The organism is Nocardiopsis listeri NBRC 13360 (assembly GCF_001570765.1).
Classification (GTDB): domain Bacteria; phylum Actinomycetota; class Actinomycetes; order Streptosporangiales; family Streptosporangiaceae; genus Nocardiopsis; species Nocardiopsis listeri.
This window is the reverse complement of sequence record NZ_BCSH01000014.1, coordinates 1-19,113: the sequence shown is the minus strand read 5'-3', so window position 1 is coordinate 19,113 and position 19,113 is coordinate 1. Positions and strand designations below refer to the sequence as shown.

The window sequence follows — 19,113 nt, the reverse complement described above, 5'->3', positions numbered from 1 at the left end:
GGACATGCTCGACTCCGCACCAACAGAGCGCCCGGGCCGTGTACGTGCCCTGGCCCTGCTCTCACTCGCGGTGCTGTTGACCGCGGCCTGTTCAGCACCCGCCGACGGTGCGCCGGGCGGTGATCCCACGGCCGCCCCACCACTGCCGGGCCCCGAGGACTCGAACGGGGAGAACGGCGACGATGGCGCCGACGACGGGTCCGGGGAGGGCCGCGACGACGCGGCCCACAACGATGGCCCACTGGGTGATCGGGTGGTGGTGATCGATCCCGGGCACAACGGTGGCAACGCCCGGGCCCCGAGCGAGATCAACAGCCAGGTGGAGGTCGGTAACGGCGAGAAGGCCTGCGACACGGTGGGGGCGGAGACCGCGGACGGTTACGCCGAACACGAGTTCAACTGGAACCTGTCGCTTCTGGTCCAGGATCGGTTGGAGGCCGACGGGGTCGAGGTGGTCCTCACCCGCGAGGACGACGAAAGCGTCGGCCCCTGCATCGACAGGCGGGCCGAGATCGGCAACGAGGTGGAGGCCGACGCCGTGGTGTCCATCCACGCGGACGGCGGCCCGGAGTCCGGTCGCGGCTTCCACGTCATCACCCCCGGGGAGGTGGCCGGGTTGACCGAGGACATCGTGGAACCCTCCGCCCTGCTCGCTGAAGACCTCCGCCGCGAATACCTGGAGGGCAGCGACATCCCCTACGCGGACTACCTCGCCGATGAGGGTCTGGACGAACGCACCGACCTGGGCGGACTGAACCTGTCCACCGTGCCGAAGGTGTTCCTGGAGACCGGGAACATGCGCAACCCCGAGGACGCGGAGCTCCTGAGCGACCCCGCCTGGCAGGAGAACGCCGCCGACGCCATAGCCACGGGTCTGGTCACCTACCTCATGCGCGACTAGCGCGCCGAAACGCGGAGGAGGCCCCGGGGCACGGCGTGCCCCGGGGCCTCCTCACGTCCACGAGGGACGCTCCAGGCGAACCTCTCCGCTCGATCCCGATCGACGTGATGGTCGAGCGGCGAAAGGTCAGCTCTCGGTGGTCGCGGTCTCGTCCACCTCGGTGTCGTTCTTCTTGCGGCGCGCGAGGAAGGCGGCGGCGCCACCACCGGCGGCTACCGCGGCACCCGCGGCGACCAGTCCGAGGAGCGGGGAACCGGTCGTGGCCAGCGGCTCGGCGTCCTTGACGTCCTTGACGTCCGAAGCCGGCAGCGTGTCCTTGTCGCGCTCCCTCGGCGGGGTCCTGTCGTCGCCCTCATCACCCTTGTCACCACCACCGGTGTCACCGTCACCGCCGGTCGCACCGGTGGTGATACCCGCGGCGCTCTCGGCGAGCGGGTAGCCGTTCACGATCTCACCATCGACGGAGAAGGCCAGGTAGAGGTTGGTGTACGCGTCGTTCCAGAGGAAACCGGCGTCCTCGGTCTGGGCGACACCCTGATCGACGACCGGGACGAGGTCGATCACGACCTCCTCACCGTTGGCGAGGGTGGCGACCTCGTCCGGCACGGACAGGTTCCCCTCGAACGCGTGGTGGGATACCTTTCCGTCCCAGCTCTGGGAGGTGCTCACCGTGGCACCGGTGACGGTGGCCTCGATGAAGACGGTGTCACCACCATCGACGAGCTCGGAGTTCTCCTCGTTCAGCTCGATGACCTCGTCGACCGCGTCGTCGACGGTCGTGTCCACCGTGCCTGCGGCGCCATCCGCGTCGGCCTCGGGGGTCGGCGAGGGCTCGGGGGTCGGCGACGGCTCGGGGCCGTTGTCCGGGATGGAGACCTCGGCTTCGTCATCGGGGTCGGTGCCCTCCGAAGGCAGGTCCCCCGGGTCCTGCGAAGAACCGTCCTCGTCCTTGGTGTCCTCGATCCCGTCCGTCTCGTCGGTCCCGTCCGTCTCACCGGTCCCGTCGGTCTCGCCGTCGTCCTCCTCGATCTCCTCTTCCGCCTCCTCCTCGTCATCCGCCTCGGGGTCGAGGATGTCCTCGAGGTCGTCGAGGGTGATGAGGACGCGAGCCGAGTCGACGACCGTGGTGGCGGTGGCACCCTCGGCGTTGACCGTGGCGGTGGTCGTGCCGTCGACGGTCAGCCAGCCGCCGATACCGCTGGAGAAGGAGTTGGAGACCGTCTGGTCCTGGGTGACGTACGTTTCCGAGACTCCGTCACCGCCGACGGCGGAGGCGTATCCCCAACCGTAGGTGTCCGCGTGGGCCGGCATCGCGGTGGCGATACCGAGAGCGCCGAGAGCGGCGAAGGCCGCACCGCCCTGAAGCACACGTCGAGCGCTGAAGCGAGCGTTCTTCAAGATCAATCCTTTTCGGATCGTCCTGGCCCGAGAGGAATCGGGCCCGGTCTGGTCGGGATTTCCACCGCGAAACCCACAACGCGCGGGGGACCTCACAGAAGCTTCGACCAGGGTCGGATGGGGGATCGGCCAGGGCACACAGAAGCCCTTGACCTGGCGCAACGAAGCACGGGATCGGCTACGACCCGCGAAGGCCAGGGCCGGAAAAGCCGATTTCTTCGCGTTCGCCTGCTTGATGTGAACAATACACAAGCAACGGACAGGCGGTCGCGAAACCGGGTTTCAGAAAGGAAACGATGGCGATCGACAATCACCATTCGTGACAGACATCGGCGAATTCAGTGATTCTTTGATGATCGTGTGAACCGTTCGCCGGCACGAGCGTCCTTCACAGAAGGGCCCGCCGCGAGCACCGGTGGTTCACCGCCTTTTCGGTGGCGCGCGTCACTCCGTCGGCCACCCGATCATGTCGTTACCCGACCTTCCGCACGGAACGGGACCTACGTCCACACTCGGCCAGAAACACCATCCGGCATGGCGCGGGCCACCCCACCTCGGCATAATGCGGTCCATGAATCCCCCGGCTCCGGCCCTCCCCGAACCCGAGTTCGACCTCGTCCTGCGCGGGTTCCACCGCGCCCAGGTCGCCGACGTCATCGAACAGGGTCTACGCGCCCTCGCCTCACCCGCCTCGGCCACGATCTCGGCCGAACGGTTGCGCTCTCCCGAGTTCGACGTGGTGTTGCGGGGCTTGGACCACCAACAGGTGCTGGACTACCTTGATCTGCTCGCCGACCGACTCGAAGGTCGACAGGATGGCCGACAAGACGGCACCTGACCACCCATGGGCTCCTGTTTCGGCCCCTTCGACCCGTATGAACTGCACAATGGGGACCATGCCTCTGACACCGGCGGACATCCGCGACAAGAAGTTCCACACGGTGCGCCTGCGCCCGGGCTACAACGAGGAGGACGTCGACGCGCTCCTCGACCGGATCGAGGCGACCCTGATCGCCTTGGAGGGCGGACCGCGCAAGGGGCCTCTGATCACGGCCGAGGAGATCCGCAACTCTCGCTTCCGCACCACCCGGATGAGTCCCGGGTACCGCGAGGACGAGGTGGACGACTTCCTCGACACCGTGATCGCCGACCTCGCCGGACGTGGGTTGGGCCAGCAGGCGCCCCCGCCGCTGCCACCGCATCCGACCCGAGGTGATCCGAGACGATCCCCCACCGTGGCGCCCGGGCGTCCCGTGGCGGACGATCCCCGCGCCGGAGGACCACCCGCCCCCCAGCCCCCGACCGGTCGGCCGGTGCCGTCCGGCCCCCGGATGACCCCGGACGACATTCGCAACCAGCGCTTCGCCACCACCCGGCTGACCACGGGATACAACGAGCAGGAGGTCGACGATTTCCTGGACCGCGCCGAGTACACGCTGGGTGTGCTGCTCCAGGGCCGTCAGGACCGAGCCACCCTCACCGCGAGTGAGGTGGAACGGGCCCAGTTCGCCACCACTCGGGCCAGGCCGGGCTACGACCCCGCCCAGGTCGACCGTTTCCTGGACGTCCTCGCCGACGAACTGCGCCTGTATGAGCACCACTGACGAGCGCCTTGAACACCCGCGCGGGAACACGCCGTCAGCGACACACCACGCCCAGGGAAGCGGAACGTAATATTCGAGTACAGAGAGTAGTAATCCCATGCCGCCGGCGGCTCCGGGAACAGTGACCCCGTGTCTTCGGCGGCTCGAGGGGAGCAGCATGCAACACGCCACGCCGCCCGGAGCACCCACCCCGGCCTGCTCGGTCCACGCGGTCACCGGCCGCGCCACCACGTCCAGGAATCACCACACGCCGCGGCCGACCTTCCTCAACGGCCATGCGCCCGAATTGTGCACCGAGGATTCCGAAGACCACGTGGTGCTGTCCCCCCGGCATCCCTGGGAGCGACCGCTGTTCGCCCTGTGCACGGTGGTGTCGGTGGCGGCCATGAGCGCCCTGTTCCATCTGGTGTGGTCGCTCTGGTCGCTCCCTTGGGCCGTTACGGCCTTGGGTGCGGTGCCGTTGGTGTGCTGGTGGGTGAGCGGACTGAGGTACGCCCGCGAACGCGCGGAATCGGTGCGTGTCTCCCCCACCCAGTTCCCCGAGGTGTACCGCGTGGTGGTGTCCCTCAGCCGGGAGATGGGGTTGCCCAAGACCCCAGAGGCGTACGTGCGGCGCGGGGAGGCGTCACCGCGCACCGACGCCTCCGGGCACGGGCTGCGCAGGTACCTGGTACTTCCCGGCGCCCTGCTCGACGGTTCCGGACGGCCTCGCGACCCCGACGCGATGGCGTTCCTGGTGGCCCACCAGATCGGGCACGTCACCTCCGGACACACCGGCTACTGGCAGCGCCTAGCGATCCTGGGGGCCGAACTCGTCCCTGGGCTGGGCGCGTCGTTGGCCCGCGCGCGGGAGTACACGGCGGACGACCACGGTCTGGCGCACGTCCCCGAGGGCGCGTCGGCGGTACGGCTGTTCGCCGGTGGATCGAATCTGTACACGCGGGTGAACCTGGGTGAGATGGCCGCCCGGGCGTCGGTCGACCGGGATCCCTCGTTGTTCGTGTACCACTTGCTGTCGCGGCGGCCGGGCAACGTCCGGCGGATGGCCGCGCTCCGGGACCGCAGCCGCAGAGGACGCGTTCTGCTGTGAAACCGGAACGGTCCGGCCGCTCCCCCGCGCGGCGGGCCGCGGGCGCCGTGATCGCCGGGGCTCACCGAAGGTAGTAGGGCGTGCCTTCGGGATGGCGGGCATTGTGGATGCGTTCCAGAATGCGGTCGGCCATGGGAGGTAGTTCCTCCTGGGCGAACCAGCCGACCTCCAGGCTCTCGTCGTTGTCCGCGCGGGCCTCACCACCGATGGGTCGGCAACGGAAGGCCAGGTCGAGGAACTGCACCTGGTCGCCGTTGGGGTAGGTGTGCGGTTCCTGGGTGATCACAGTGACCAGGCGCTCCACCTCGATGTGCACTCCGGTCTCCTCCCACACCTCACGGACCACGGCCGGCGCCGGCTGTTCGCCCGGTTCCAGGATGCCGCCCGGGGTGGCCCAGCGACCGTCGTCGGAACGTCGGTGCAGGAGGACCTTCTCCTGGTCCAGCACCACCGCGGTCACCCCGACCAGGGGCAGCAGATCGTGGCCCACGTGTTCGCGCAGGCGCTTGAGGAAGTCAGGGACGGGCATGCTCCGACCGTAGCGCGTACTCCTCGTTCAGAATCGACATCAGCACCGCGTCGTGCCATGCGTCGTTCCATCGCAGATGCTCGCGCCACACCCCCTCGCGGACGAAACCGGACTTCTCGTAGGAACGCCGGGCGTTGGTGTTGACGTCGAACACCTCCAGCGCCACCCGATGGATCCCGGCGGTCTCGAAGGCGTACTCCAGGACGGCGTCCGTGGCGGCCTTGCCGTAGCCGCGATCGGTGAAATCCATGCTGTTCAGCGCGATCCGGTAGTGCACCTCGGCGTTGTCCGGGTCGAGGTCGATCAGGGCGCAGTCACCGACGCAGGTGTCGTCGGCGTAGATGAGCCGGTCGGCCCGGTCGTGGTGGTCCGGGCGGCTCGCGGCGAAGGCCCGCAGTTCGACCTCGGTGAAGGTCCGGTGGGTACCGGTGAGACGACGGACCCGCGGATCGAGGTCGATGATCCCCTGGATGAAGTCATCGGCGTTCTCGGCGCCGAGCAGGACGAGCCGTACCCCGCGTCCATGGAGGGTGGGCTGGTCGCGGAAGAGGTCGGAAGGCACCATGATGGGGATCCGATCAGCGGCCCCTGGAGCGGGCAATGGGTTTTTCTAAGGGGTCCTGTTGGAGAGGGTGAGCTTCCAGACCGTCCGGGAGACCAATCTGCGGTCGGTGTTGGGGACCGTGCGGGAGCTGGCGCCGTGTTCTCGGGCGACCGTGGCCGCGAACACGGGTCTGAACAAGACCACCGTCTCCAACCTGGTCACCGACCTGATGGAGCGCGGCCTGGTCAGGGAGACCGGGGAGACCTCGCAGCGCAGGGTGGGCCGCCCCGGGGTGCTGCTCGCGTTGGACGACCGGTCGGTGGCGGCGGTGGGACTGGAGGTCAACGTCGACTACCTGTCGGTGGTGGCGGTGGACCTGTTGAACCGCGAGCTGGTGGAACGGCACGTCCCCTTGGACGCGCGGGCCGAAGGGGCCGAAGAATGTGCCCGGAGGATCTCCGAGGCGCTGCGGGAGGTCGCGGAGGATCCCGCGTTGCGGGGGCGCCGCCTGGTGGGGGTGAGCGTCGCCGTTCCGGGGCTGATCGACGTGCCGTCGGGGGTGGTGACCCGGGCGCCGAACCTGGGGTGGCGGGACGTACCCCTGGGGGACCTGGTCCGGGGTTCCCTGGACGGGGTGCCGGTGTTGGTGGACAACGACGCCAACCTCGGCGCGATGGCCGAGTTCCGGTTCGGTCCGTGCGCGGGCATACCGGACCTGGTGTACCTGACCGGTGAGGTCGGCATCGGCGCGGGTGTGCTGACCGGCGGTGAACTGGTGCGTGGCTCCGGTGGGTGGGCCGGGGAGGTCGGGCACCTGGAGCTGGAGCCGAACGGCCCGGAGTGCTCCTGTGGTCGGCGGGGTTGTCTGGAGGCCCTCGCCGGAGTGGGGGCGATCCTGCGCGATGCGCTGCCCGATTCCTCGGGGGGCGACGTCGCCGACCTGGTCGCGTCGACGGTGGAGCGCGCCGAGGCGGGTGACCCCACCACTCTGAGCGCGTTGGAGCGGGCGGGCGAATGGCTGGGCCGCGGGGTGGCCGTGCTGGTCAACGTGGTCAACCCGGGCGCGGTGGTGTTGGGCGGTTACTTCGTACCGCTAGCGCCGTGGTTGCTCCCGCGGTGTCGAGGGGCCGCGTTGGCACGGTCCTTCGCCCCTGCCGCGGGCGGTTGTCGAGTGGAGCCTTCTGATCTGGGGATGAGCGCGGCGGCTCGGGGTGGCGCCGCGGTGATGATCCACTCCATGGAAACGGGAGACCTTCCACTGCCCCGTTGACAATTAGTTGTGACTCTAGACAAACTGATCGCGTCCGGCCTCGGACCGACCCCCAGGAGCACAGCCATGTCCGATTACCAGCCCACCCCAGAGGACAACTTCACCTTCGGTCTGTGGACCGTGGGATGGCAGGGCGTCAACACCTTCGGTGACCCCGTCCGCCCCCCGCTCGACCCCGTGGAGGCGGTCCGCCGCTTGGCCGAACTCGGCGCGCACGGCATCACCTTCCACGACGACGACCTCATCCCGCGCGGCAGCACCACCGCCGAACGCGACGCGATCGTCACCCGGTTCACCGCGGCCCTGGAGGAGACCGGGCTGACCGTGCCGATGGCGACCACCAACCTGTTCTCCCACCCGGTGTTCCGGGACGGCGGCTTCACCTCCAACAGCCGCGACGTGCGCCGGTACGCGCTGCGCAAGGTCATCCGCAACATCGACCTGGCCGCCTCCCTCGGTGCGCGAACCTACGTGTGCTGGGGTGGCATGGACGGCGCCGAGTCCGAGGCCGGCAAGGACGACCACGCCGCCCTCGACCGTCTGCGCGAGGCGTTCGACCTGCTGTGCGCGTACGTACGCGAACAGGGATACGACCTGCGTTTCGCCATCGAGCCCAAGCCGAACGAGCCGCGCGGTGACGTCCTGCTGCCCACGGTCGGCCACGCCTTGGCGTTCATCAACAGCCTCGAACACTCCGAGATGGTGGGGGTCAACCCCGAGGTCGGCCACGAGCAGATGGCCGGACTCAACTTCACGCACGGTGTCGCCCAGGCGCTGTGGGCGGACAAGCTGTTCCACATCGATCTGAACGGTCAGCGGGGCGTGAAGTACGACCAGGACCTGCGCTTCGGCGCGGGCGACCTGAAGGAGTCGTTCTTCCTGGTCGACCTGTTGGAGCGGGCCGGTTACGCGGGTCCCAAGCACTTCGACTTCAAGCCGCCCCGGACCGAGGACATGTCCGGGGTGTGGGAGTCCGCCGCCGCGTGCATGCGCAACTACCTGATCCTCAAGGACAAGGCCGCTGCGTTCCGCGCCGATCCGGCGGTGGCCGCCGCACTGGCCGAGGCCCGGGTACCGGAACTGTCCGAGTCCACCCTGGCCCCCGGTGAGGGCGTCGCCGACCTGCTCAAGGAGGACCTGGACCTGGCCGAGGTGGGCCGGCGCGGTTACCACTTCGAGCGTCTGGACCAACTGGCCCTGGAGCACCTGCTCGGCGTGCGCTGAACCACGCCGTGATCGGTTCTCCCGTCTCGGAACGAACACATGCCGGTGTGTCCGAGGCGGGGTCGCCCCCGGGTGGCGAAAGCCCCCCCCCCGGGGGCGGCGGTGCGAAAGGCCCGGCATCCGTCGGGCCAGACGCCCTACCGGCTTTCCTGCCGGTGGGCGTCGTAGAGAACGGCGAAGTCTCGGGCGCGCTGACGATAACGCTTGGCCCAGGGGGCCAAGAAGAGGACGTAGAAGGCCATCAGTCCGGCGAAGAGGGCATGGAACCAGAAGCCGAGGACGGACCCCAAGGCGAGATAGGTCAACACCGCGAATCCCGTGAAGAAAACGAATCCGATGACCCCGATCACGGTGAGGGCCTTGGGTGAATTCATCTTGGTCTCGGCCTGGGCGGCGATGATCCGAGCCGCGCGGTTGATCTGGTCCCGTTCGTGCAGGCAACCCTTGCGCAACTGACGTTTACCCGCCAACAGGTCGTCCGGGTCGGTGTCCGGAGAGATCGTGGAAGTCCCCACCGTCCACCGCACGAACCATGGCATGAAGGCGATCATGGTCACGCCCATGATCACGCTCGGCACCAGAGCGCACAACAGGAGCGATGGAAAAAACGACCGGTCCGCGCCCGAAGCCCCGATCACAAGAAGAGGAACGCCCAAAGACAGGAGAAGGAGGAACGGAAAGGCCCTGATGGCATAGCCGCGCGGATCGTTCTGTGCGTAAATCTGGATCCGTCCGATCAGGACCCTCGGATGTCGACGACCGGATGTGGGGGGAGGCACATGCTCGCTCATCTCCACAATCTATCCCGGAACGGCAATACCGACTCTTGCCCACGGAACGCCCACCCGTGACCGAGGACGGTCGGGGCGCTCCGGGAACCGGCCCGGCGACCGTGGTTGGCGCGGGTCGTTCTGGGCTCGGCCCTGGAAGCGGATCAGGACGTCGGAGACGGAGCGGGGCATGGACACGGGGCATGGCCCCTACCCTGTCTTCCCACCCACGGAGGCACACCGGACCGACCACGAAGGCAGAGCCCTCTGGTTCCGGGGCGCGGTGTGACCGATCGCTTGAAGTCCGTGGTGGTCCCGAGGTCGGAGCGGCCACGGGACCTCGACGGGTTCGAGCGGTGGCTAACCGGCCTGCCGTTTGGCCTCCAGGGCCTCCATCGCGGCGATCGCGGTGGCGACGGTCTGGTGGACCGGTACCTGACGGTGCAGGCCGACCAGGCGGACGACCTTGGTGACTCGTTCGTTCAGAGCGGCCAACGACAGTGAACCGTTCTGCTCACGAACGGCCCGGTAGGCGTTGATGATGACGTTCAGCCCGCTGGAGTCCATGAAGTCCAGCGCGGACAGGTCCAGGATGAGCCACGGACCGTGGTCCTCGATCGTGGTCCCGATGTGCTCCTGGAGGTCTGCGGCGGTCGCGATGTCGAGCTCTCCCTCGATCGCGACGATCACGCTGTGGCTTTCGACCCGCGTGCTCAGTCCGAGCCTGTGCACGTTCACTCCTCCCGGCCCCACGTTCAGATGGTGAGGGGTCCCTCGCTTAACCATACGCAGCCCGACCGGGTACGACCACCGGGCCCGGCTCCACTCCCACAGAGCCGATCCGGTGCGGAGGGTTCCCTCGTGCCCGAGCGATCTGGTCGGTCGTTGGACACACACGGTATAAGCGAACCGCCGCGACGGGAATGGCATCGGGCAAGAAATTTTCGCCTCATGGGCGAGAACCTCGTTCCAGTGTCCGGGTTTCGACCGTTGACACTGGGTTATTTCACGACATCGGAACCGGTGTTGTCGGCTGGTCCTCGAAGGGCTTCGGTGTCCTCTTCAGGCCGGTCACGTTCCGTTCCCGCCTCCCGAACACCATCACGCTGCGTGAAGGTCTCCAGCAGGGTGCGGGCGGCCAGGGTGGGCGTGGTCTCCCCCGAGCGCACCCCCGCCTCCATGTCCGGAATGAGATCCGACACTTCCCGGTCGCGTAGGAAGGTGTCCATCAACCGATCCCGGACCTGGTCCCACATCCAGCTGACGCCCTGGGCGCTACGACGCTCGGCCAGGGTACCGTCGCGTTCCAGCACGGACCGGTGTTCGAGCACGGCCTCCCACACCCGGTCCAGCCCGTCCCCGGTCAGGCCACTACAGGTCAACACGGGTGGACGCCACTCGGGGTGGACGGGCTGGAGCAGCCGCAGGGCCCTGGAGAGCTCGCGGGCGGCCTTGCGGGCGTCGTCGGCGTGCGGCCCGTCGGCCTTGTTCACCGCCACGACGTCCACCAGTTCCAGGACGCCCTTCTTGATGCCCTGGAGCTGGTCACCGGTGCGCGCCAGGGTGAGGAAGAGGAAGCAGTCCACCATCGCCGCGACGGTGACCTCGGACTGCCCGACGCCCACCGTCTCGACCAGGACCACGTCGAACCCGGCCGCCTCCATCAGCAGCATGGTCTCCCGGGTCGCCCGGGCCACCCCACCGAGGGTTCCGGCCGTGGGAGAGGGGCGGATGAACGCGTTCGGGTCGACCGCCAGCTCGGACATCCGGGTCTTGTCGCCGAGGATGCTGCCACCGGTCCGGGTGGACGAAGGGTCCACGGCCAGCACGGCCACCCGATGCCCGTTCGAGGTCAGCCGACTGCCGAGCGCGTCGATGAAGGTCGACTTGCCCACCCCGGGCACCCCGGTGATCCCCACCCGTCGCGCCTTTCCGGTGTGCGGCAGCAACCGCACCAGCAGCTCCTGGGCGGAGCGCGCGTGGTCACGACGGCGCGATTCCACCAGGGTGATCGCCCGGGCCAGGGTCGGCCGGTGTCCGGCCAGGACCCCCTCGGCCAGGGCGTCCACGTCCACCGAACGACTCCTGCGCGCCGTCACGGTCACTCCCCTTCCAGGTCCGTTCCCAGACGTTGTTCGAGTTCGTCGAGCAGGTCGATGGCGGCTTCGGCGATCACCGTGCCCGGTGGGAAGATCGCCGACGCTCCGGCCTCGCGCAGCTCCTCGAAGTCACCCGGGGGGATGACCCCGCCGACCACGATCATGATGTCCGAGCGATCGAGCACCGCCAGTTCCTCGCGCAGCGCCGGCACCAGGGTCAGGTGCCCCGCGGCGAGGGAGGACACCCCGATCACGTGCACGTCGGCCTCCACGGCCTGGGCGGCGACCTCTCCCGGGGTCTGGAACAACGGGCCCACGTCGACGTCGAAGCCGAGGTCGGCGAAGGCGGTCGCGATGACCTTCTGACCGCGGTCGTGACCGTCCTGGCCCATCTTCGCCACCAGGATGCGGGGACGACGCCCCTCCTCCTCGGCGAACTCGTCGACGCGTGCCGTCACCCGGTCCATCAGCCCGGCGGCGTCGGCGCTGCCGGCGGCCTCGTCCTTGTACACACCCTGGATGGTACGGATCTGACCGGAGTGACGGTTGAAGACCTTCTCCATCGCGTCGGAGATCTCCCCCACGGTGGCCTTGGCCCGGGCGGCGTTCACCGCGGCGGCCAGGAGGTTGTCGGTGAGGTCCTCGTCCGCCTTGGACTCGCGTCCGGCGGCCTCGGTCAGCGCGTCCAGCGCGGCGCGCACCTCGTCGTCGTCGCGCTCCTCGCGCAGGCGGCGCAGCTTCTCCAGCTGTTCGGCGCGCACCCGGGTGTTGTCGACCTTGAGCACATCGATCTCGTCGGGGGTGTCCGGCCGGTACTTGTTGACGCCGATCACCGGCTGACGCCCCGAGTCGATACGCGCCTGGGTGCGGGCGGCCGCCTCCTCGATGCGCATCTTGGGCAGCCCGGCGTCGATCGCCGCGGCCATACCGCCGGCCTTCTCGACCTCCTGGATGTGCGCCCAGGCCTTGGTCGCGAGCTGGTGGGTCAGGCTCTCCACGTAGTAACTGCCGCCCCAGGGGTCGACCACCCGGGTGGTTCCGGACTCCTGTTGCAGCAGCAGTTGGGTGTTGCGGGCGATGCGCGCGGAGAAGTCGGTGGGCAGGGCCAACGCCTCGTCCAGGGCGTTGGTGTGCAGCGACTGGGTGTGCCCCTGGGTCGCGGCCATCGCCTCCACGCAGGTGCGGGCCACGTTGTTGAACACGTCCTGCGCGGTGAGCGACCAGCCTGAGGTCTGCGAGTGGGTGCGCAGGCTCAGCGACTTGTCCTTGGTCCCACCGAGGTCCTTGACCAGACGCGCCCACAGCAGACGGGCGGCGCGCAGCTTGGCGACCTCCATGAAGAAGTTCATGCCGATCGCCCAGAAGAACGACAGCCGCGGCGCGAACGCGTCCACGTCCAGACCGGAGCGCTGACCGGCACGGATGTACTCCACCCCGTCGGCGAGCGTGTAGGCCAGCTCCAGGTCGGCCGTGGCCCCGGCCTCCTGCATGTGGTAGCCGGAGATCGAGATGGAGTTGAACCGCGGCATCCGCTGGGAGCTGTAGGCGAAGATGTCGGAGATGATCCGCATCGACGGCGTCGGCGGGTAGATGTAGGTGTTGCGGACCATGAACTCCTTGAGGATGTCGTTCTGGATGGTCCCCGACAGCTTCTCGGGCGGCACACCCTGTTCCTCGGCGGCGACGATGTACAGCGCCAGGATCGGCAGCACCGCACCGTTCATGGTCATGGAGACGCTCATCTTGTCCAACGGGATGCCGTCGAACAGTTGCCGCATGTCGTAGACGGAGTCGATGGCCACCCCGGCCATTCCGACGTCGCCGGCGACCCGGGGGTGGTCGGAGTCGTAACCGCGGTGGGTGGCCAGGTCGAAGGCGACCGACAGGCCCTTCTGGCCGGCGGCGAGGTTGCGCCGGTAGAAGGCGTTGGACTCCTGTGCGGTGGAGAACCCGGCGTACTGACGGATGGTCCACGGCTGGTTGACGTACATGGTCGGGTAGGGCCCGCGCAGGTACGGCGGAACGCCCGGCAGTCCATCGACGAAGTCCAGGCCGGCCCGGTCGGCAGGAGTGTAGAGCGGTTTGACCCCGATTCCCTCGGGGGTCTCCCATTCCAGGGCGTCGGCGGCCTTGCCGGTCGTCTCCTCCAGGGTCCGCCGCCAGTCGGCGCCGCCATGGGGCCCCTGCCCGGTGAAGGCCGGTGGCTCCGGTGCGATGTCGGAGAAGTCGGGGATCATGAGCTCGCCCCCTGGGCGTCGGTGGTGCTGACGGGCGGATCGGTGATGAGGACGTCCACCAGGTCGGAGAGCAGGGCGACGGCGTCACAGCCCTTGTGGGCGAACACGTCCACCCCCGCCTCACGGTAGGCGTCGCGCGGCGCCCCGGCGAGCAGGACTCGACGGGCACCCGCTCCCTTCAGGGCGCGTGCCAGCGCTTCGGCGTGCTCGGCGTACACCGTGTCGGAGGAACAGATGACCGCGACCCGGTGGCCGGAGGCGGCGAAGGCCTCCGCCGCGGAGCGCGGGTCCTCCAGCGGCCCAGGGGAGTCGGTGGCGATCCCACCGGCGGCGAGCAGGTTGGTGGCGAAGGACGCGCGTGCTGTGTGCACCGCCACCGGCCCCAGCGTTGCCAGGAACGCGGTGGGGCGGTGACCGGCCTCGGCTTCTTGGACGTCGCAACGGTCGCGCAGTGCCTCGTAGTCCTGCCCGTAGCGGCGTACCGGGAAGCCTTCGGCGGACGGTTCGATCCGACCGGGGTCGGTCTCGCGCACCAGCGGCGTCTCGTCCAGGTTCGGGAACTCGCTCAGCCCGGTCAGCGGTGCGGAACGGGTGGCCAGGTCCTGTCGGCGACGTTCCCACACCTCGTCGACGGCGGCACGCAGTTCACCTCGGGCGATGGCCTCCACGACACCACCGGACCGCTCCAACTCCTGGAAGAAACCCCACCCGGCGCGGTACAGGTCCCCGGTGAGGGACTCCACGTAGAAGGAGCCGCCTGCGGGGTCGATGACCTGCGCCAGGTGCGATTCCTCGATGAGCAGCGACTGGGTGTTGCGGGCGACGCGCCGGGCGAAGTCGTCGGGCAGCCCGATGGCGGAGTCGAAGGGTGCGACGGTGACGGCGTCGGCACCGCCCACCCCGGCGGCGAAGCAGGCGATCGTGGTCCGCAACATGTTGACGTGCGGGTCGCGGCGGGTGAGCATCGCGTCCGAGGTGGTGGCGTGCAGGCGCATGGCGCGCCGGTCGGCCGGCACCCCGGAGACCTCCAGTACCTGGTTCCACATGGCGCGGACCGCGCGGAGCTTGGCGATCACCGCGAACTGGTCGGCGTTGGCGGCCAGCCGGAACTCGATCCGCTCGACGGCGTCGGCCACGTCCAGACCGGTCTCGACGAGGGCGCGCAGGTAGGTGGTCCCGGCGGCGATGGCCGCGCCGATCTCCTGGGAGTCGGACCCGCCGGCGTTGTGCGCCAGGGTGCCGTCGGCGATGAACAGTCCGAGGTGCGGGTGGCGGGCGGCCCGTTCGGCGGCGAACCGTGCGGCGTCGGCCACCTCGGGGCGCTCGCCGGCCAGGGCGGCCGTGGTGAGCGGGTCCAGGCCCAGGTGGGAGATGACGCGACCGTCGGGGACGTCGGCGTCGGTGTGCGCCGCCAACAGTGCCCGAGCCGCGTCGAAGGCCTCGGGGCCGGGTGCTCGCAACACCACCGGAGCCAGGTCGAGGTAGACGTCGGCGAGGGCCTCGCCCAGCCGGGAGACCGGGAGACCGTCACCGCCCACGCCGATCCACAGCGAGGAGACGCCGTTCATCAGGTCGTTGTGGACGCGCCTGCGCAGCTCGACCGGGTCCGCGTCGTCGTGGCGGGCGCGTATGTCCCATCCGCCGGGCACACCGCCACCGGGGCGGTACCCGCGGGTGAACGGTGCCAGTCCGGGGTAGCCGGGGTCGGGCGCCGGCGGCGTGGAGGTGTAGAGGGGGTCGATGTCGAACCCGTCGAGGGTGTGCGTGGCGAGCACCGATTCGGGCGTCCGCTCCAGGCGGTCCTCGGCGACACCGCTCTTGCGCAGCACCCCGGCGACGAGTTCGCGCCACCGCTCGTGTGTGGCCGCCGGGAAACCCTCGGCCAGGTCGAGGGCCTCGACGGACCCGCTCTCTGGAACGTCCATACTCCGAGATGGTAGAGAACACGGTTCGGTTTCGGCGAGCCGGGGTGTGGTCCTCCGACGAAGGCGACCGAACACGCGCCGAAGCGGAGGCGGAGAACGAACCTCCCCTAACTCGCGTCCTCCTCGGGGGCGTCGGTCTCACCGTCGACGTCGGAGTCGACCCCGGGGCCCGGACCGTAGACGAACCGCTGTCGGCCCTGGACGAGGATGGCGTGCCCGGTGTCCGTGACGGCCTCCACGTGGGCGTCCAGCTCGTCGGCGACCACGTCCATGGTCTCGGCCTCCAGCACCAACTGGTTGTCGCCGTCCTCGTTGGAACGGTTGTCCCCATAGACGAACCCGGCGTGCGCGAAGGCGGGGGAGATCGCGCCCGCCTCATCCTCCAGACCCCAGCGGATCTCGCCCCCCACCAGGTCGACGGCCACCATGGGAGCGCCGCCGCTGGCCTGGGACAACAGGAGGGTGGCGGTATCGGAGTCGTAGAGGCCGCCGGGGGCGCCGGCCTCGTCGAAGAGCCCGGAGACGGGGTTGGCCCCGGGCTCCCGAAGCGTCCACAGGACATCGCCGTCGTCGACGTCGTGCGCGGACAGCGTCGAGGGCGCCTCGGGCTGGGCCCAACGCAGCAGCATGACGTCCTTGGTGGGTTCCTCCTCGGGAGCCTGCTCATCGGCGTCCTCCTCGTCGGTCTCCTCGTCCCCGGTCTCCCGGGCCTCGGGGTCCGGGACCTCGTACAGGCCGAGGACCTCCGGGACGCTCACGGGGGCGTTGGACAGGTCGAGGTCCTCGTTCTCGGTGTCCAACGACCAGAGGTGCTCACCGGCCTCCTCGGTGTCGACCGAGTAGGCGTGCAGGCCCGATTCGGCGTCCTCGAGCAGGATCGTGTCATCCCAGGCGGAGACCGGAACGCCCAGCGGGTCGACCGGTTCCGCTTCGGTCTCCTCGTCCCCGGACTCCCCGGACTCCCCGGACTCCCCGGTGTCCTCGTCGGCTCCCTCGTCTTCTTCGTCGGGCTCGGGTTCGAGGGTGTAGGTCCACAGTTCCTCGCCGTCGACGTCCAGCACCGTGTAGTCGCCATCGGGTTCCTCGGCGCTCCACTCACTCGGTCGACGCACCGCCAGCCCGTCCAGGTAGCGGTCCCCCTCCTCGGCGGGCTCCCACAGGGTCTGCCCACGGGCGTCCAGCACGAACGGTCGATCGTCGGTGTCGCTCAGGGCCAGGACCGGGTCGCCCTCGGTGTCGACGTCGAAACCCCGGAAACGCGCCTCGCCCTCCCAGAGGAGGTCACCGGTTGCGGCGTCGTGCAGTAGGTGGCGGTCCTCGCCACCGGAACTGATGAGGAAGGCTCCGCCCACAGGGCTGATGCGCACGCCCATCGGATCGTCGAGGATTTCGTGGACACCCGCGTCCTCACCGTGCAGGTGGCGCAGGACCTCACCTTCGATCCCGGGCGGGGGCTCCCCATCGAACTCGCTGGGGATGGGGGCGGTCTCCTGCTCTGCCGGGGACTCGGGGGGCTCCGGATCATCGGTGCATCCCGCGACCATCAGCACCACGAGACCACAGGTCAGGGCCTGGGGCACGCGTGAGCTGCGCATTGACGGTCTCTCCCCATGAAACGATGATGATTACGGCAAATCCTAAGCCGCGAAGCGGTCAGGTGGATACACGGAGCCCACCACTCGTTACCTGTACGTGAGCACCGAACGTTCAGGCGTTCGAGTCGGGTTCCACCTCGATCACGGTGGTCCCCTGGACCTCGAACTCGGCACGGCCCCCGGTCAGTTCGGCCAGACGCACCTCGAACGCGGGAAGCTCGTCCTCGGGAAGGGCCACCTCGATACGGACCCGTTCCTCGTAGGCGACGCCGCGAACGTTGAGCGAAGAGTCGCGCAGGTCACTCTCCAACCGCCCACCGAGGACGTAGTCGGCGTGGACGTCCACCACCAGCAACGACCGACGCTCCAGCAGACCGAACTCCTCCACCGCCGCAGACACGGAGTTGCCGTAGGCCCTGATCAGGCCGCCGGCACCGAGCTTGGTGCCACCGAAGTATCGGGTGACGACCGCGACGGTGTCGGTGATGCGCCGGTGGCGCAGCACTTCGAGCATGGGCACCCCGGCGGTCCCGGCGGGCTCGCCGTCGTCGCTGGAACGCTGGATCCCACCGTCCTCTCCGAGCACGTAGGCGGTGCAGTTGTGGTTGGCGTTCCAGTGCTCCTTGCGACGTTCGGCGATGAACGCGCGTGCGGCCTCCTCGCCGTCCACTCTGGCCATGGCGCAGATGAACCGAGACTTCTTGATCTCGATCTCATGTTCGCCGCCGCGTCTGATCGTTCGCATGTCGCCTGTTCAGCAGAGGTCATGGGTTCGACGCACAGTCTGCCGGCTTTCGGGACGAACCCGACGCCCCGAGGTCTTCGCCGTTGGGAGGGGGTGGAAACAGCGCCCACCACCATGCGCATGGCCGCGCTCGTGGCGTTCGACCCGGGCCTGACCGAGCCCCTCGGACTGGTACGGTCCCCTTCGCCGGAGTATGCCGGGACGCGCTTGGAACCCCCACAGGGCAACGGACCCGACTCGACGCGTTCATCCTGCGCGAGCGCTTCGTTCCTCCTGGCACATCAGAATTTCCGCACCCGCCGTTATCAGGTACACACATTGGGTAACGTGGCGGACATCAAGCGACTATCACTCGGGAGTCCCGACATGCGCACCACCTCACCCGCCGTGGGCCTGGCACTGACCGCCTTCCTCGTCGCCGGGTGCGCCCAGGGAGCGCCCACGACCAACGACGGCTCCACTTCCGACGCGGGCCCCTCGGCCCAGCCCACCGCCGAGCCCAGCGTGACGGCGTCGATCTTCCTTCCTCCCAGTGAGAGCACCGGCGCTGTCACCTACGACGAGACCGCCGTGCCCGAAGGCGCCACCGCCGACGTCCAAGTACGCGTCCAAGACGGGTCCACGTACGTGCAGTTCACCGGAACCGGTTTGGAGGCCGACCGGGACTTCGGCGCCCACGTGCACACCAAGCCCTGTGGCGAGGACCCCGCCGACGCCGGACCCCACTACCAGGACGAGGTCGACCCGGCCGCGACGGAGGACGAGCCCTCCGCCGACCCGGCCTATGCCAACCCGGAGAACGAGGTATGGCTGGACATGACCACCGACTCCAGTGGCAACGCCTACGTCACCACCACGGTCGACTGGGAGTTCCGCGAGGGGGAGGCCAACTCCCTGGTCCTGCACGACGAGCACACCGCGACCCACGAGGGCCACGCGGGCACGGCGGGCGACCGGCTGGCCTGCGTGACCGTGGAGTTCTGAGCCCCTGGACGAGTGATCCCCGGGGGTGGAGGCGAGGGTGAGGCCAAGGTGAATCGGTAGATCTGGGAGCAGCACCCCGCCGAGAAGCCGGATCCGGTGGGGATGGTGAGGGTGAGCCGGCCCCACCGCCCTCACCCTCAGTGGTACCCCTCCAACACCGGCGCTCCCGTTCTCGCTCGCGCCAAGCCGGGCAACCCT

At 69.0% G+C, this 19,113-nt stretch carries 17 protein-coding genes; 7 read left to right on the top strand and 10 right to left on the bottom strand.

Translation table 11 applies throughout. The annotated features are described in order from the left end of the window. Positions 1-4: 4 nt before the first annotated feature. The gene (locus NLI01S_RS05485) at positions 5-901 is read left to right on the top strand and encodes an N-acetylmuramoyl-L-alanine amidase (RefSeq protein ID WP_067600383.1); all 897 of its coding nucleotides are present in this window, start codon (positions 5-7) and stop codon (positions 899-901) included. Between the two features lie 126 nt (positions 902-1,027). Here NLI01S_RS05485 and NLI01S_RS05480 read toward each other — a convergent pair whose 3' ends face one another. After that, entirely contained in the window at positions 1,028-2,299 is a 1,272-nt protein-coding gene (locus NLI01S_RS05480; RefSeq protein WP_223809128.1) for a hypothetical protein, read from the bottom strand. A 571-nt stretch (positions 2,300-2,870) separates the two neighbouring features. Here NLI01S_RS05480 and NLI01S_RS05475 point away from each other — a divergent pair. From NLI01S_RS05475 to NLI01S_RS05465, 3 genes are all read left to right on the top strand, one after another. Beyond that, positions 2,871-3,137, top strand: a complete 267-nt coding sequence (locus tag NLI01S_RS05475; protein WP_067600180.1) for a hypothetical protein — start codon at positions 2,871-2,873, stop codon at positions 3,135-3,137. Positions 3,138-3,186: 49 nt separating this feature from the next. Further along, positions 3,187-3,903 carry a DivIVA domain-containing protein gene (locus NLI01S_RS05470; RefSeq protein WP_067600177.1) on the top strand — a complete coding sequence of 239 codons (717 nt, stop codon included), beginning with the start codon at positions 3,187-3,189 and terminating at the stop codon, positions 3,901-3,903. Positions 3,904-4,060: 157 nt separating this feature from the next. Continuing rightward, positions 4,061-4,993, top strand: coding sequence for a M48 family metallopeptidase (locus NLI01S_RS05465; protein ID WP_223809127.1), 933 nt, complete (start codon positions 4,061-4,063; stop codon positions 4,991-4,993). 61 nt (positions 4,994-5,054) lie between these two features. On the opposite strand, the gene NLI01S_RS05460 is transcribed toward NLI01S_RS05465, so the two are convergent. Beyond that, positions 5,055-5,522, bottom strand: coding sequence for an NUDIX hydrolase (locus NLI01S_RS05460; RefSeq protein ID WP_067600174.1), 468 nt, complete (start codon positions 5,520-5,522; stop codon positions 5,055-5,057). Beyond that, the gene (locus tag NLI01S_RS05455) at positions 5,509-6,087 is read right to left on the bottom strand and encodes a GNAT family N-acetyltransferase (protein WP_067600172.1); all 579 of its coding nucleotides are present in this window, start codon (positions 6,085-6,087) and stop codon (positions 5,509-5,511) included. The genes NLI01S_RS05460 and NLI01S_RS05455 overlap by 14 nt, the downstream gene beginning before the upstream one ends. Positions 6,088-6,145: 58 nt before the next feature. On the opposite strand from NLI01S_RS05455, the gene NLI01S_RS05450 reads away from it, so the two are divergent. Together NLI01S_RS05450 and xylA are read left to right on the top strand one after the other, a co-directional pair. Next, the gene (locus NLI01S_RS05450; RefSeq protein WP_067600169.1) at positions 6,146-7,336 is read left to right on the top strand and encodes an ROK family transcriptional regulator; all 1,191 of its coding nucleotides are present in this window, start codon (positions 6,146-6,148) and stop codon (positions 7,334-7,336) included. A 66-nt stretch (positions 7,337-7,402) separates the two neighbouring features. After that, a complete protein-coding gene (gene xylA / locus NLI01S_RS05445; RefSeq protein ID WP_067600166.1) occupies positions 7,403-8,560 on the top strand; it encodes a xylose isomerase in 1,158 nt (385 codons plus the stop codon). Positions 8,561-8,697: 137 nt separating this feature from the next. Here the strand turns inward: xylA and NLI01S_RS05440 are convergent, their stop codons facing one another. The 7 genes from NLI01S_RS05440 to NLI01S_RS05410 form a co-directional block, all read right to left on the bottom strand. Continuing rightward, positions 8,698-9,138 (bottom strand): hypothetical protein, encoded by a 441-nt coding sequence (locus NLI01S_RS05440; RefSeq protein ID WP_223809126.1) that lies wholly within the window; start codon positions 9,136-9,138, stop codon positions 8,698-8,700. A 552-nt stretch (positions 9,139-9,690) separates the two neighbouring features. Beyond that, entirely contained in the window at positions 9,691-10,062 is a 372-nt protein-coding gene (locus NLI01S_RS05435) for an STAS domain-containing protein (RefSeq protein WP_067600163.1), read from the bottom strand. A gap of 269 nt (positions 10,063-10,331) precedes the next feature. Then, positions 10,332-11,435 (bottom strand): methylmalonyl Co-A mutase-associated GTPase MeaB, encoded by a 1,104-nt coding sequence (gene meaB / locus NLI01S_RS05430; RefSeq protein WP_067600160.1) that lies wholly within the window; start codon positions 11,433-11,435, stop codon positions 10,332-10,334. Further along, the gene (gene scpA / locus NLI01S_RS05425) at positions 11,432-13,666 is read right to left on the bottom strand and encodes a methylmalonyl-CoA mutase (protein ID WP_067600158.1); all 2,235 of its coding nucleotides are present in this window, start codon (positions 13,664-13,666) and stop codon (positions 11,432-11,434) included. The genes meaB and scpA overlap by 4 nt, the downstream gene beginning before the upstream one ends. After that, positions 13,663-15,591, bottom strand: coding sequence for a methylmalonyl-CoA mutase family protein (locus NLI01S_RS05420; protein WP_067600155.1), 1,929 nt, complete (start codon positions 15,589-15,591; stop codon positions 13,663-13,665). Before NLI01S_RS05420 ends, scpA begins: the two co-directional genes overlap by 4 nt. 107 nt (positions 15,592-15,698) lie before the next feature. Beyond that, positions 15,699-17,186 carry an outer membrane protein assembly factor BamB family protein gene (locus NLI01S_RS05415; RefSeq protein ID WP_067600152.1) on the bottom strand — a complete coding sequence of 496 codons (1,488 nt, stop codon included), beginning with the start codon at positions 17,184-17,186 and terminating at the stop codon, positions 15,699-15,701. 112 nt (positions 17,187-17,298) lie between these two features. Next, positions 17,299-17,931: a YigZ family protein gene (locus NLI01S_RS05410; protein WP_067600149.1), complete on the bottom strand. Its 633-nt coding sequence runs from the start codon at positions 17,929-17,931 to the stop codon at positions 17,299-17,301. A 366-nt stretch (positions 17,932-18,297) separates the two neighbouring features. Between NLI01S_RS05410 and NLI01S_RS05405 the strand changes: the two genes are divergently transcribed. Then, positions 18,298-18,915, top strand: coding sequence for a superoxide dismutase family protein (locus NLI01S_RS05405; RefSeq protein WP_067600373.1), 618 nt, complete (start codon positions 18,298-18,300; stop codon positions 18,913-18,915). Positions 18,916-19,113: the final 198 nt, after the last annotated feature.

What these genes read in the sequence shown, in the direction of transcription:
- NLI01S_RS05485 (WP_067600383.1), top strand. Translation starts at nt 5, where the DNA reads ATGCTCGACTCCGCACCAACAGAGCGCCCGGGCCGTGTACGTGCCCTG.
- NLI01S_RS05475 (WP_067600180.1), top strand. Translation starts at nt 2,871, where the DNA reads ATGAATCCCCCGGCTCCGGCCCTCCCCGAACCCGAGTTCGACCTCGTC.
- NLI01S_RS05470 (WP_067600177.1), top strand. Translation starts at nt 3,187, where the DNA reads ATGGGGACCATGCCTCTGACACCGGCGGACATCCGCGACAAGAAGTTC.
- NLI01S_RS05465 (WP_223809127.1), top strand. Translation starts at nt 4,061, where the DNA reads ATGCAACACGCCACGCCGCCCGGAGCACCCACCCCGGCCTGCTCGGTC.
- NLI01S_RS05460 (WP_067600174.1), bottom strand. Translation starts at nt 5,522, where the DNA reads ATGCCCGTCCCTGACTTCCTCAAGCGCCTGCGCGAACACGTGGGCCAC.
- NLI01S_RS05455 (WP_067600172.1), bottom strand. Translation starts at nt 6,087, where the DNA reads ATGGTGCCTTCCGACCTCTTCCGCGACCAGCCCACCCTCCATGGACGC.
- xylA (WP_067600166.1), top strand. Translation starts at nt 7,403, where the DNA reads ATGTCCGATTACCAGCCCACCCCAGAGGACAACTTCACCTTCGGTCTG.
- scpA (WP_067600158.1), bottom strand. Translation starts at nt 13,666, where the DNA reads ATGATCCCCGACTTCTCCGACATCGCACCGGAGCCACCGGCCTTCACC.
- NLI01S_RS05420 (WP_067600155.1), bottom strand. Translation starts at nt 15,591, where the DNA reads ATGGACGTTCCAGAGAGCGGGTCCGTCGAGGCCCTCGACCTGGCCGAG.
- NLI01S_RS05415 (WP_067600152.1), bottom strand. Translation starts at nt 17,186, where the DNA reads ATGCGCAGCTCACGCGTGCCCCAGGCCCTGACCTGTGGTCTCGTGGTG.
- NLI01S_RS05410 (WP_067600149.1), bottom strand. Translation starts at nt 17,931, where the DNA reads ATGCGAACGATCAGACGCGGCGGCGAACATGAGATCGAGATCAAGAAG.
- NLI01S_RS05405 (WP_067600373.1), top strand. Translation starts at nt 18,298, where the DNA reads ATGCGCACCACCTCACCCGCCGTGGGCCTGGCACTGACCGCCTTCCTC.